At 34.7% G+C, this 14528-nt stretch carries 13 protein-coding genes; all 13 read left to right on the top strand.

What is annotated here, in order from left to right:
- Positions 1-187 precede the first annotated feature (187 nt).
- The 13 genes from ACODH8_RS14215 to ACODH8_RS14275 all read left to right on the top strand — a co-directional run bounded on the left by ACODH8_RS14215 (position 188) and on the right by ACODH8_RS14275 (position 14033).
- Positions 188-553 (top strand): plasmid mobilization protein, encoded by a 366-nt coding sequence (locus ACODH8_RS14215; RefSeq protein ID WP_003131442.1) that lies wholly within the window; start codon positions 188-190, stop codon positions 551-553.
- Complete coding sequence (locus ACODH8_RS14220; RefSeq protein ID WP_420517796.1) at positions 532-1764, top strand: relaxase/mobilization nuclease domain-containing protein; 1233 nt, start codon at positions 532-534, stop codon at positions 1762-1764. The genes ACODH8_RS14215 and ACODH8_RS14220 overlap by 22 nt, the downstream gene beginning before the upstream one ends.
- On the top strand, positions 1761-2384 hold the full coding sequence (locus ACODH8_RS14225; protein ID WP_331708919.1) for a mobilization protein: 624 nt from the start codon (positions 1761-1763) through the stop codon (positions 2382-2384). Before ACODH8_RS14220 ends, ACODH8_RS14225 begins: the two co-directional genes overlap by 4 nt.
- 16 nt (positions 2385-2400) lie before the next feature.
- A complete protein-coding gene (fic, locus tag ACODH8_RS14230) occupies positions 2401-3003 on the top strand; it encodes a protein adenylyltransferase Fic (RefSeq protein ID WP_420517797.1) in 603 nt (200 codons plus the stop codon).
- 29 nt (positions 3004-3032) lie between these two features.
- Positions 3033-4175, top strand: a complete 1143-nt coding sequence (locus ACODH8_RS14235) for a hypothetical protein (RefSeq protein ID WP_243991073.1) — start codon at positions 3033-3035, stop codon at positions 4173-4175.
- 175 nt (positions 4176-4350) lie between these two features.
- Positions 4351-4539 carry a hypothetical protein gene (locus ACODH8_RS14240; protein ID WP_311877531.1) on the top strand — a complete coding sequence of 63 codons (189 nt, stop codon included), beginning with the start codon at positions 4351-4353 and terminating at the stop codon, positions 4537-4539.
- 2 nt (positions 4540-4541) lie between these two features.
- The gene (locus ACODH8_RS14245; RefSeq protein WP_311877528.1) at positions 4542-5111 is read left to right on the top strand and encodes a recombinase family protein; all 570 of its coding nucleotides are present in this window, start codon (positions 4542-4544) and stop codon (positions 5109-5111) included.
- A 378-nt stretch (positions 5112-5489) separates the two neighbouring features.
- Complete coding sequence (locus tag ACODH8_RS14250) at positions 5490-6644, top strand: RepB family plasmid replication initiator protein (protein WP_311877527.1); 1155 nt, start codon at positions 5490-5492, stop codon at positions 6642-6644.
- A gap of 2 nt (positions 6645-6646) precedes the next feature.
- The gene (locus ACODH8_RS14255; RefSeq protein WP_311877526.1) at positions 6647-7294 is read left to right on the top strand and encodes a hypothetical protein; all 648 of its coding nucleotides are present in this window, start codon (positions 6647-6649) and stop codon (positions 7292-7294) included.
- Between the two features lie 10 nt (positions 7295-7304).
- Positions 7305-10382: an HsdR family type I site-specific deoxyribonuclease gene (locus ACODH8_RS14260; protein ID WP_311877525.1), complete on the top strand. Its 3078-nt coding sequence runs from the start codon at positions 7305-7307 to the stop codon at positions 10380-10382.
- Positions 10382-11977: a type I restriction-modification system subunit M gene (locus ACODH8_RS14265; RefSeq protein ID WP_311877523.1), complete on the top strand. Its 1596-nt coding sequence runs from the start codon at positions 10382-10384 to the stop codon at positions 11975-11977. Before ACODH8_RS14260 ends, ACODH8_RS14265 begins: the two co-directional genes overlap by 1 nt.
- The gene (locus ACODH8_RS14270) at positions 11970-13229 is read left to right on the top strand and encodes a restriction endonuclease subunit S (protein ID WP_420021139.1); all 1260 of its coding nucleotides are present in this window, start codon (positions 11970-11972) and stop codon (positions 13227-13229) included. The genes ACODH8_RS14265 and ACODH8_RS14270 overlap by 8 nt, the downstream gene beginning before the upstream one ends.
- 213 nt (positions 13230-13442) lie before the next feature.
- On the top strand, positions 13443-14033 hold the full coding sequence (locus ACODH8_RS14275; protein ID WP_311865728.1) for a site-specific integrase: 591 nt from the start codon (positions 13443-13445) through the stop codon (positions 14031-14033).
- The last annotated feature ends 495 nt before the right edge of the window (positions 14034-14528 follow it).

Raw genomic sequence — 14528 nt, forward strand, 5'->3', positions numbered from 1 at the left:
CACATTGTAATACAAGAACGAAGTGATTTGTATTACAATGTGATAGCTTGCAGTATTTATGGCTTTATATGGTCTATTTTGTTATAATGATTGTAACCGAATAGGGCGCAATGCTTATTACAAAATCAATGACAAAGGGCGATTGAGGAATGAGCGCTGGGGCATTTTATCTTTGAGGAGGCTATTTATGGATCAGAAAGAAGTATCACAAAATCAAACAAAATACATTCAATTTAGATTATCTGAAGAACAATACAATAAGCTGAAAATTTCAGGAGAAACATATGGACTCTCTCCGAATCTCTATGCGAAAAAATTAGCACAAAAATCTCATTTAAAAAAACCTTATCTCGAACATGACCAAGCGAAATCTTTATTATTAGAACTCTCAAAACAAGGAACCAATTTAAATCAAATCGCCAAGAAACTCAATCAATTCGATCGGATGGACAACCAAGATAAAGAGCTGATCGAGGCTTTACGCTATACATACGGAGTACTCGCTCAAGCTCAAAAGGGGTATAAAGAGTTATGGCAACAATTGCAAAAATAAGCAATGGCGCAAGTGCAGCGAGCGCCCTTAATTATGCTTTAGGTCAAGACCGACCCATGCATGAAAAAACTGAACAGTGGCTACAAGACCATCAATTGGAACGTCCTGTGGAACTGACAAATTGTCGGGCAGTTGCCGTGGGTGGAACCAACGGGATTGATCCCTTTATTGCCAAAGAACAATTTGATGTCATTCGACAACTTCATAACCAAACGAAAGAATCCAATCAAGTCTTGCGTATTACCCAATCTTTCGCCTTAGATGAACTGAATCCGAAAGTACAAAAGGACTGGCAAAAAGCCAACGATTTAGGCGTTGAGTTAGCAGAAAATCTCTACCCTAATCATCAAAGTGCTGTGTATACGCATTTAGACGGAAAAAATCACGTCTTACACAACCACATCATTGTCAATAAGGTCAATTTAGAGACAGGAAAGAAATTAAGAGAACAAAAAGGAGAAAGCGTTCAACGAGCACGAGAAATGAATGATCGACTCGCTTCTCGAGAAAACTGGCACATTTTAGAGCCACCAAAAGAGCGCCAAACAGAGACAGAAAAAGAACTAATCGCCAAAAATGAGTATTCTTACATGGATGATTTGAGAGAAAGAATCAATAAATCGCTTCAAGATGTCTCTGTGAGCTCATATGAGACGTTTAAAGAGCGTTTATCCGATAATGGTGTAATTCTATCAGAAAGAGGCCAAACGTTCTCATACGCCTTTTTAGACGCCAATAATAAGCAAAGACGAGCACGAGAGACCCGATTGGGTTCTGATTTTGGAAGGGAGACCATTTTACATGAGTTGGAAAACCGAGCAAGACAAAACGAATTTAGAGCTGTTGAACAACGAGAACCAGCGATTACTCCGCTTGAGCGAGACACTCAACAAAGAGAATCAGAAATTGTTAGCCTTGAACAAGCAATTGAACCAAGAAAATCAGAAGCTCTCAAACGAGAATCAACAACTAATCGATTTATTGACACAATCAAACAGCTTGCAGGACGAGTACCAGAACTTACTCAACGCATTACAAGAAAATTAAAGCAAACAAAAGAGAAAATCCTCGATGATTTTGAACGTCGCTTTTCAAAGGACATGAAAAATTACGAGCAAGAACAACAGAAAAGCCTAGAAAAACAAGAGAATAGAGACGTGCAGTCCGAAAAGAAACCAACAAAAGATCATGATTGGGGGATGAGTCGATGAATAAAGATGAACAACTCGTTGTTCAAGTATTAAATGCTTATAAAAATGGCAAAATTGATTTCAGTAACGTTCCAGAACTAGACCGATTAGTCCGTCAAGAAGTTAATAAAGACTTTCGGGACTACCAAAAAAAAATAGAAGCTGTTGCGAATCAAAAAATTGAGTCTGCCATTCAAGAACAACTCCATCGTTTAGAGGCAGAAAACTTAAAAGCGACCATACTGAAAGACATTCAAGTTGAAAAACAAGCATTACTCGCTTTGAAAAAAGAACTGAATGAACAAAAAGAGCAGATAAAAGCAGATCGCAAACGTGAGATTGTCGAACGTTACGGTATTCTGATTGCGAACATTGTCTGCCTGTTCTGTTTCTTAGTTGTCGGTATTCTCATCGGACGATGGATTTATAAAGGGATCTGGGATGGTTGGGGTTTGCATATTTTGTATGACACAGTGATGGAGATACAGCCTAAACATCCTTATGGGGCAGTCATTCTTGGATTAGGTGGATTTGGATTAATCGGTGCTGGAATTTATGGCAGTTTTCGATTAATGTATACCGCTTCAACATGGTTTGATCAACGTCCAAAAATTTTCAAAAGAATCTTTCCGAAAAAATAGAGAGTGAGGGGATCCTGTGGTTTTAGATAATAAATTAGGCTTAACCAATTCAGCAGAGTTAGCTAAGCAAGAAGAACTCTTAACGAAAACAAGAGCCAAAGAGTTGTTTGAGTCTGGCAAAATAGAGGATCTTGAAATTGGGACGTTTCAAGGCTTATCGGATATTCATCATTTTTTATTTCAAGATATTTACGACTTTGCGGGAAAAATTCGAGAAGTGAATATTGCGAAAGGGAATTTTCAGTTTGCGCCACGTATTTTTTTAGCGCAAACACTTGAATATATTGATAAATTACCTCAAGAAACATTTGATGAAATTATTGATAAGTATTCGGATATGAATGTGGCGCATCCTTTTAGGGAAGGCAATGGACGAGCCACTCGTATCTGGTTGGATTTAATTCTTAAAAATAAACTACACAAAATTGTCGATTGGAATCAAATTGATAAGGATGAATATTTAAATGCTATGATCCGTAGTACAGTCAGCACCAATGAATTAAAATATCTAATTCAAAACGCATTAACCAAAGATTTAGGTAAAGAACAATTTTTCAAAGGAATTGATGCGAGTTATTATTACGAGGGCTATTACGAAATTAAAACAGAAGATCTATAACAACCAAAAAAAGAATACAGGAGGAAAATATGACTGAAACGGATTTAGAACAACAAAATATGCAACTGTTAGAAATAAAAGGAGAAGATAGAGAACAGTTGATTCAAAAGCTATCTCTAAATTATCTTAAAACAGGAAGATATATGGAAAATCAAATGAGCATTTCTCCAACAGTCATGTCTAATTTAGTCATATCAAGTGGGGTCGGACTTACCGCTGTTTCCACAAATCTTTCTTCAAAATTATTTATGGCAACAGCAAATCCGGAACTTCTTATGAAACTTTCTAGTGGTGGAGTAGGATCAGCTGTTATGGAGAGTGGTCGTATCGTTGGACAATCTGGTTTTATTCCCGTAGCTGCTTCATTACCAATAGTAGCACCTATTATTGCTATGCAAGCAATGAATACTCTAGTTATTATGGAACAATTCAAAGTGGTTAATAAAAAATTAGATGTGATCCAAAAAGAACTAGACCACATTTTATTACGTCAAGAAATAACAAGCATAGCTGATTTGTCTTCTGCTATTGATGTGGTAGAAGAATTATATGATCAACATTCAACAATCGGCTACTTTTCCCAAGATATGATTATTCGCTTAGCCTTAGTCGAAAGAGACGCTGGAAAGTTAAAAACTCGTTATGAAATTCTTGATAGTATTAATGAAAATACTGCTTCTGAATATAAAAATAGCGATGCTTATTTCACTCTTCTTTCTAGTTTGTTACTTTTACGAATTAAATACTTAAGATTATGCTTGGACACTCAAGAACATCCAGAATTCATTAAACAGTCAACAGAAAATTTCCAAAACATATTAGATCATACTTTATTTATTTATGGGAATTTCCGTAATCGTAGTAAAGGTATATCAAAAAAATTGACTAGCTCAGAAAAAAACATAAACAATAAGAATCCCTTAGGTAAATTATCAAAGTTAAAATCCAACGAACCAACGATTGAAAGTATTAGAGAAGAATATATTTCAATATTAGAGATTGAAAACAAAATAACTGAAGATTTTGGGTCTGCTATTCAAGAAATGAAAAAACTTCAAAACATTGATAATACAGACAATTCAGCAGTTAACTTACTATACTGGCAAGACACGACTGGAGTACATTGTATTGCAACCGATGAAGATATGCTGTCTTTAAATATAAACAAATAAAAAACCATGCAGAATTTCTGCATGGTTTTTTTGTAAACATTTCTTCTATTGTCTTATTTCTAAGACTTATATACGTTGGTCATATCTTAACAGTTTTGACTAGTTTATGATGGTATTATAAAATCAAGGATAATAAAAGGTCATAACTTACGGTTATAAATGGAGGGGGAATACTATGACAAAAAAAGAGTATCAGAGTAGAAAAGACTTAAGCAGTAAAGAAACACTAGCGTACGACTATATGCTTGACGGATTAAGTTTAAAACGAATAGCTAGATCCACTGGGTATCAAGAAAAAACATTAATCAGATTGAAATCTTTATGGTTCGATGAAAATGGACAGTCAAGATTGGAGATATGTTAATTATGAAGTATGGCTATGCACGAGTGAGTACTTTAGAACAAAAATTAGATAATCAAATTAAACAATTAAGGGATGCAGGTGCAGAAACGATTGTTCAAGAAAAGATTACTGGGTCAACTAAAAATCGACCTGAATTTCAAGAGTTACTGGCACGATTAGAGTCAGGTGATACGTTAATTGTCACTAAATTGGATCGCTTTGCACGAAACACAAAAGAAGCCCTTGAACTCATTCAAGAACTATTTCAACAAAACGTAAGTATTCACGTGCTTAACATTGGTTTGATTGATAATACTGCAACTGGACAGCTCATCTATACGATTTTTAGTGCCTTCTCTGAGTTTGAAAGATCCTTAATTGTAGAGCGTACCCAAGATGGCAAACGCTATGCGAAAGCTCATGATCCCAATTTTAGAGAAGGACGACCAAAAAAATATACTCAGGAACAATTACAACTGGCATATGATTTAAAGCAAAGTGGACTAACTTATAAAATGATTGAACGAAAAACAGGCATAAGTATTAGTACTCAACAACGAGCGTTCAAGCAGATACAAAAATTAGAGGATTAACAGCGTTATAAGATTGGATTTAAATTGATGCCGAGTACTTTTATTTGAATTAGAATTATTATTTTGTTGTTAGGTGTTACTATTTTATCAATAGGTTAAAAAAGGTGAAGCCTATATATATTTATCTTATATATTTTAATCTTTTATTCTTTTGTGTGATAAGAAAGTCAGTAATAACAAGTATCCTTTTATTTAAACACCTAGAAAAAACGGTGTATATACCTAGAAAAAACGGTGTATATACCTAGAAAAAACGGTGTATATACCTAGAAAAAATAAATAAACCTAGGGGCTTTGTGTTATAATAAAATCTTAGAGAAACAGATATAGTTGTTGTTTTTCTAGGATTAACTTAAATACGCAAAGGAGCGTTTTTATATGTCTAGTATAAGTAAAAATAACGAAACAAATAAGAATTCGATGTTAACTTTGAATGAACTCAACAAGCGTAAAGTAGTAGAACATAATGATTTAATTTCTAGTGTCGCAAAAATGGATAAAACTCCTCTAAAAATTTTTGAATTAGCTGTGTCTTGTATTGATACAGATAATCCACCTAAAGATAATACGATTTTTTTATCAAAAAAAGAGCTTTTCACGTTCTTTAAAGTATCAGACAATGATAAACATAGTCGCTTTAAAGAAGCCATTGAAAAGATGCAAAAACAAGCTTTTTTTCAAATAAAAGAAGTAAAAAATGAAGGTTATGAAATGATAAGTATAGTGCCGATTCCAACCGTTAAATGGAACAACTACAATGACGAAGTCATGATACGATTTAATCAAGATATTATGCCTTATTTAATTGATTTAAAACAGAATTTTACCCAATACGCTATTAGTGACATCATGGAATTAAATAGTAAATATAGCATTATTTTATATAAATGGTTGTGTATGTTTTATAACCAGTACGAGCACTACACGGGAAAAGGTGGAAGAAGAACTGAACAAGTAGAAGGTTATCGTAATCCTTCGATTACGGTTAAAGATTTAAGAATGTTAACTGATACTGTCGATGAATATCCACGTTTTGATAATTTTGAATCATGGATAATAAAAAAACCGCTAGATGAAATCAATTCCCATACACATTTTAAGGTAACCTACGAAAAAATAAAAAAAGGGCGAAGTATTGATTCGATTATCTTTCACATCACGAAAAGACATATGACTAAGGATAACAGCTATAAAATAGAAGATACAACTTACAAAGAAGCTATGTCTCAAAGAGAAGATAGAGAGGATAAGCTAGCGATTGAAGCTATAAAAAGTAAATATACAAAGCTACTTTTGGAGCATTTCCTTTTAGCACCATATGACATGACAGATATAGCAATCATGGCAGCTTTACAAAAAAATGTATATCCTAAGTACGATGAACTCAAAGAATTAAGGGGTATAGATGGAGTTAAAAAACATCTTTCATACGTTCAGGATAAACAATTACCTTATTCCAAAGTAAATATTGGAAAGTACCTTAAAAAGTCAATTGAACAGTATCTACCAATCGTTAAAAGGCAGGAAATTTAATTATGAGTGAGAGCTTAACAATTAGTCAGTTAGCTAAAGAATTGAACATAAGTCGGCAAAAGATTTATAGATTTATAGATAAGCAAGAAAACACTGATGTACATCAATATATATATATTAACTCAAACAAAATAAAAATGATTAATGCTGAAGGTGTCCGATATATAAAAGAAAACATCAATCGGACAGCGAATGGACAAAGGGTGGACAGTGAACGGACAACTACAAAAAGCATTGAAGACAACGCTAGCGAATTATTCGGAGAAGACAAAGAAAAAATCCGGACAGAAGACGGACAAGTATCGGACAGCGGGCGGACAACTTTTTTTATCAAACAGATTGAACAAAAAGATGTACAGATTCAGTTGCTACAACAAATTATTGAAAAAAATCAAAATCTATTAGATCAACAACAACGTCTAGCCTTACAAGATAAAAAGCTACTGGAAGAATATAAAGCTGAGATAAATGAGCTGAAATCTCTTAAAGCGCCGGAAGATGATATGAAACAAGAGAAAGAAGAAATACTAAAAGAAGAAGTCGAAAAGCTTAAAAAACAATTAAATGAGTTAGAAGAACAAAAGTTGGAAACACAGGAACAAGAAGAAATTAAACCACTATCTAAAAAATGGTGGCAACTATGGAAATGAGGGAGATACAGTGGGGCATTCTGAACAAATGATTGAAAATCAATTTATTCAAATCTTAAGTGAAAAAGAAAATCAATGGACTTATCGACCAGATCTTAAATCAGAAGACGCTTTATGGCAAAATTTTAGAGGTCATTTAAACAGAATTAACTTATCCTTATTAGAAGATAAATTATTAACAGATAAAGAATTTAACCAAGTGAAAGTAGAGTTTTCACGTTTAACTGGTACACCATTTTTAGCGTCCCAATGGTTGAGAGGTGAAAATGGTGTCGCTCAAATCTCGTTAGAACGGGAAGATGGTCAAGGAATAACCTTAGAAGCCTTTCGAAATAAAGATATTTCAGGAGGAACATCTTCTTATGAAGTGGTCCATCAAGTTGTTCCTGATACCAATAGAATTGATCGTGGCGATGTGAGTTTATTGATTAACGGCCTTCCTATCATTCACATTGAACTAAAAAAAGAGTCTGCGAAAGATGGCTTCATGCAAGCTTATCATCAAATCCAACGTTATGCGGAAGACGGCTTTTTTAAAGGGATTTATGCCACCACTCAAATTATGGTGATTTCAAACAAAGTAGACACGCGATATTTTGCTAGACCAATTGAAGATACACCGGAAGCTTATAAGCGGATGAAAAAATTCTTATTTAATTGGCGAACAGAAGATAATCAAACCGTTCCCGATTTATTTGATTTTACCCGAACAGTCTTGCGTATTCCCAATGCCCATGAATTGATTAGCCAATACACCATACTAGTGGATGATCAAAAAAACCAAAAGTTTCTAATGGCTTTAAGACCGTATCAAATCCATGCTATTCGTAAAATCCGTGAAAAAGCGGCTCAACATGAAGGTGGATTTATCTGGCACGCAACTGGTTCAGGTAAGACTATTACTAGTTTTGTTGCGACCAAGTTATTAGCACAAAATTCTATCGGGGTTGATCGTACGGTCATGGTGGTGGATCGTACCGATTTAGATGCTCAAACTCAAGACGAGTTTACCAAATTTGCATCAGAGTATCATACTGGGCAAACATCAGGAAAAACTGTTAGTAATACCTTAATCGTAGGGATTAAAAATCAAAAACAGTTGACGCAAAAACTTTTGTCATCAAAAAATAATAATACAATTTTAGTTACCACCATTCAAAAATTGTCGGCAGCTATGCGGAGTGCCAAACGAGAAAGTGAAGAAAAAGGGTCCAATCAATTTGAAAAATTAAGAAAAGAACATATTGTATTTATTGTAGATGAGGCACATCGTGCCGTAAGTGATGAGGAAATGCGGAAGATAAAAAAAATATTGCCTAATTCAACTTGGTTTGGCTTAACAGGAACGCCTATTTTTGAGGAAAATCAAAAGCAAGAAAACGGCACCTTTGCTCGAACAACGAGCCAACAGTACGGCCCATTACTTCATTCTTATACAACTAAAAATGCCATGGATGATGGGGCTGTTTTAGGGTTTCAAGTAGAATATCATTCCTTGATATCAGAAGAGGATCAAGAAGCTGTCGTCGTTAATGTCAATAATGGTGAGTTGATAGACGATCCATTCGAACAAGAAAAACTATTGCCTAGGGAATTATACGAAAAAGATGAATATATCCGAAAAATGTTACAAAAAATATTTAATCGCCGAAGCATCGTTAAAAAATTTAACGTAAAAAATGGCTTTCCCACCATGTCGGCTATCCTTACGACTCATTCCATTCAACAAGCAAAACGTATTTATCAGTTGTTAAAAGAAATGAAGGCTGATGGGAGTCTATTTAGTGGACAGAATTTTGACAAACGTCATCAATTGATTGATAAGGATTTTCCAAGAGTGGCGATTACCTTCTCAACTAATCCTGATCAATTGGAAAAAAATAAACAAGACGATGAATTAGTTGCCATTATGGAAGACTATGCCCATCAATTTGATGTGTCTCCTTATCAAGATGAGAAACTCTACAATCAAAATATTAATAAACGCTTAGCACGTAAAGAGAAGCAGTATCAAACAGATGGCCAATGGTTAGATTTTGTGATTGTTGTTGATCGTTTGTTAACAGGGTTTGATTCTCCAACCATTCAAACTTTATATGTGGACAGAGAATTAAATTACCAGAAACTACTTCAGGCCTTCTCTAGAACCAATCGTATCTATACAGGTAAAGAGTCAGGAACGATTGTGACTTTCCGAAAGCCATTCACGATGAAAGAGAATGTTCAACGAACGTTTCGCTTATTTTCAAATGAACATCAAGACTTTGATCAACTTATTCCAAGAGAATATGAAGAGGTCAAAAAAGAATTTCGAGACTTGTCTAGTCTGTATGCTCAAGCCGATTTAGATTTATCTGAGAATCCTAATGATCTTAAAACTATGATTGCACAAGTGAGTGCTTATCAAAAATTAGAAAAAAGTTATAAAGCGCTTCGAAGCTATGATCAATACGAAGAGGAAGCTGAAGAGTTTTCATATGTTGTGAATCAATTACCACAATACCAAGGAAAAACAGAAAACGTCAAAGTGCAAATAAAAGAAATCATCGAAGAAGAAGCCGAAATGGACGATGACTTTGATAATCTCTTACAAGAGATTACGTTTTCGTCTCAATTAAACGCGACACATAAAGATATTGTAGACAGTTTCTATATCAATCAACTTCTAAAAGCGATTCAGGATAATGAAAAAGGAGCGGTCGAAAAATTTGAAAAAGAAATCCAACAAAAAGACCCAATGATTCAACAAATGTATCATGAATTAAAAGATCACTTAGTAAAAACAGCAGAAGACATTGATATCACACAATTAAAAGAAACTTCTATTCAAAAGGAAATCCAAAAAAGACTCCAACAGGAGTCTGACGAATTTGGCTTATCGTTAGAGTTTTTACAGTCTGCCATGAATGAATATCAGAAAGAGCAAGCAACCATTCCTTATTTAACACACTTACTTGATTCCATGAGCATCAGTAAAGAGGATTTTGAAACGAAAACCGGTGAAAAGTACCGAAGACGAACAAAAGTGCTAGAAGAACGATTAAAACAACAGTTTGAATACATTCAAAAATGGAAAGAGGAATTATAATGTCGACCGATTTAAAACAACAGCTATGGGCTTCCGCAGATATCTTACGTGGCAAGATGGATGCCAGTGAGTATAAAAATTATTTATTAGGATTGATTTTCTATAAGTTCTTATCGGATGCGCAGCTTAGAGAAGTCTATGAACAAGAAAATGGAAAGACAGAAATATTTCCAGAACGATCCGTTCAATACGACAGCTTTATAGAGTGGTATGAAGAAGATAAAGCTGATCTAATAGCTAATATTCAACCTAAACAAGGTTACTTTATTCAACCAGAACAATTATTTTATAGCTACCGCTTAAAAGCGGATCAATATGAATTTAATTTGACTGACTTACAAGCAGGTTTTAATGAATTAGAGCGTCAAGGGGAAGAATTTAGCGGATTATTTGCGGACATCGATTTAAACTCGACTAAATTAGGGTCTAATGCCCAACAACGAAACGTGACTATTACAGAGGTACTACGCGCTCTAGATGAAGTTGATTTGTTTGGACATGATGGCGATGTCATTGGGGATGCTTACGAGTATTTAATAGGACAATTTGCGGCAGGAGCTGGTAAAAAAGCAGGCGAATTTTATACACCTCAAGCTGTTTCAAAAATCATGTCAGAAATCACGTCTATTGGTCAAGAATCACGCGCACCATTCCATATTTATGATCCAACAATGGGGTCGGGTTCATTGATGTTAAATATCCGTCAACACTTGATAAATCCGAAACAAGTTCATTATCACGGTCAAGAATTAAATACGACTACATTCAACTTAGCACGTATGAATTTAATTCTTCATGGCGTTGATAAAGAGCGAATGAATCTTCATAACGGTGACACCTTAGATGCCGATTGGCCGACAGAAGAACCTTATCAATTTGATTCTGTGGTGATGAATCCTCCTTATTCGGCAAAATGGTCAGCCGCAGATAAGTTTTTATCAGATCCACGTTTTGAACGTTTTGGGAAATTAGCTCCTAAGTCAAAAGCTGATTTCGCTTTCTTGTTGCACGGATTTTATCATTTGAAGGACTCTGGAACAATGGGAATCGTATTACCTCATGGTGTGCTATTTAGAGGAGCTGCGGAAGGAACGATTCGTCAGTCTCTCTTAGAAATGGGGGCGATTGAGGCAGTGATTGGCTTACCGGCTAATATATTCTTTGGAACAAGTATTCCAACAACCGTTATTATACTTAAGAAAAATCGTTCTACTCGTGATGTGTTGTTCATCGATGCTTCCCAAGAGTTTGAAAAACAAAAAAATCAAAATATTTTATTGGATACGCACATTGATAAAATTGTATCGACTTACAAAAAAAGAGAAGATATGGAAAAATATGCCCATGTAGCCAGTTTTGATGAAATTAAAGAGAATGATTTCAACTTAAATATTCCTCGTTATGTCGATACGTTCGAGGAAGAACCAGAGGTTGACCTAGTAAAAGTCAATACGGACATCATCAATATTAATAAGGAAATAGTTCATCAAGAAAAAGAACTGTTAGCCATGATTGACGAGTTTGCGGAAACAAAAGAGAATGCAGCTCTTATTGAATCAATGCGTCTTCTTTTGAGAGGTGAGGATGATGAGTAAAAACATACCGCAATTGAGGTTTGAAGGGTTCACTTACGATTGGGAAGAGCGTAAGTTATCTGACGTAGCTAATCACAGAGGCGGAACAGCTATTGAAAAGTATTTTGACAAAGATGGTGTATACAAAGTTATTTCAATTGGTAGCTATGGATTAAATAGCCAATACGTTGATCAAAATATTCGCGCAATATCAAATGAAATTACAGATGGACGAGTTGTTAATTCTGGAGAGCTCACTATGGTGCTAAATGATAAAACTGCTAATGGAACAATTATTGGAAGAACTTTACTGGTAGAAAAAGATAACGAATATGTTATCAATCAACGAACTGAAATTATTTCACCGAAAGAAAACTTTGATTCTAATTTTGCATATACCACACTTAATGGTCCTTTTAGAGAAAAAGTTAAACGAATTGTTCAGGGGGGAACGCAAATATATGTTAACTATCCTGCAGTTTCTAATCTAAATCTAGAACTACCTAAGATTGAAGAACAACAAAAAATCGGTTCATTCTTCAAACATTTAGATGACACTATCACTCTTCATCAACGTAAGTTAGATTTGTTGAAAGAACAGAAAAAAGGATACTTACAAAAAATGTTCCCTAAAAATGGTGCCAAAGTTCCAGAATTGCGATTTGCGGGGTTTGCTGACGATTGGGAACAGCGTAAGTTTTTTGATAATATATCATCTACAATAGATTTTAGAGGTAGAACTCCAAAAAAATTAGGCATGAATTGGAGTACATCTGGTTATCTAGCTTTATCAGCTTTGAATGTAAAAAACGGATATATTGATCCCTTAGCTGATGCTCATTATGGCGATGAGGAATTATATAACAAATGGATGGCTGGGAAAGAGTTAAAAAAAGGACACGTTTTATTCACAACTGAGGCTCCAATGGGAAATGTGGCACAAGTACCTGATGATAAAGGCTATATTTTAAGTCAAAGAACTATAGCCTTTGAAGCTAAAGAGAAGATGATGACCAATGATTTTTTAGCTATATTATTGAAATCTCCTATAGTTTTTAATAGCTTATCGGCTTTGTCAAGTGGAGGCACAGCTAAAGGTGTTAGCCAAAGATCGTTAAAAGCACTATCGGTTGTAGTACCAAATAGTATAAAAGAACAACAAAAAATCGGAACTTTCTTCAAACAACTCGACGACACTATCGCTCTTCATCAACGTAAGTTAGATTTGTTGAAAGAACAGAAAAAAGGCTTTTTACAAAAGATGTTTGTTTAGGGTCTATAATTAGATAATAACCCCTCAAAAATACCATTAAAATAACCCTCATTATCTAGTGGTTAGATAATGGGGGCTGTTTTTTTGTTAAGTGATATAATAAACCATAAAAGAAGTTTAGAAATACGGTCCTGGTCATCAATAAATAAACAATTTAATTATTTAATTAATTATTTATTTAATTATTTAATTTCAGAAAGGTATATATGAATCATGGCGCAACAAATTGTTCTTCCCATAAAAGATTCAAATGTTTTAAAAATGGTTCAAGACACCTTGCTCGATAGTTTCCGTGCAGGTCGCAGAAATTACACGATCTTCCAAGTTGGAAAAGCGACTTTGTTACGTGTGAGTGACGTCATGAAGCTAAAGAAATCAGACGTATTCAATCCTGACGGAACAGTAAAACAGACTGCTTTCATTCATGATCAAAAGACAGGTAAAGCGAATACTTTGTATTTAAAACCTGTCCAACAAGATTTATTGATGTATCATGATTGGTTGGTCCAACAAAATATGAATTCTGAGTGGCTATTTCCTTCAACTGCTCGTCCTGACCGTCATATCACGGAGAAACAGTTTTATAAGATTATGGCACGAGTTGGTGATCTTTTAAGTATTAACTATCTAGGGACGCACACCATGCGAAAAACAGGCGCTTATCGGGTCTATACGCAATCGAATTATAATATTGGTTTAGTCATGCATTTATTGAACCATTCCAGTGAAGCTATGACCCTCACTTATCTCGGGTTAGATCAAGCCAGTCGTGAAACCATGCTCGATCAAATTGATTTTGGATAACGAATAGCGGGTTGGAATTTGGTAGTTGTCAAAAGACGACTACTTTTTTTGTTGTATCGTACAAGGACGATACAATGTTTTTGACTTGTAAGACCAGTAGCGAGTCATTTCGCTACTGGTCTTATATTTTTAGTGGATGAACAACCAAAATTCGAGAGATTTTTGGTTCGTTCATCCATGGTTTTAGAAAAAAGAGGGACGATTTCGGAAGGCGAAATTCGTCTCTTTTTTCTTCTTTTTGTATGACAAAAAGAAAGATCTTTTGCCCATTTTATTTTTATAAAATGGGTAGGTGGCGTTTGCGTAAAGCAAATCGACACAATCCAAAGGGGATAAAAGGGGAAAGTGAAACTTCCCCCTTTTCAAGCCACATTGTAATACAAGAACGAAGTGATTTGTATTACAATGTGATAGCTTGCAGTATTTATGGCTTTATATGGTCTATTTTGTTATAATGATTGTAACCGAATAGGGCGCAATGCTTATTACAAAATC

The organism is Vagococcus fluvialis (genome assembly GCF_048815235.1).
In the GTDB taxonomy this organism is placed as follows: Bacteria; Bacillota; Bacilli; order Lactobacillales; family Vagococcaceae; genus Vagococcus.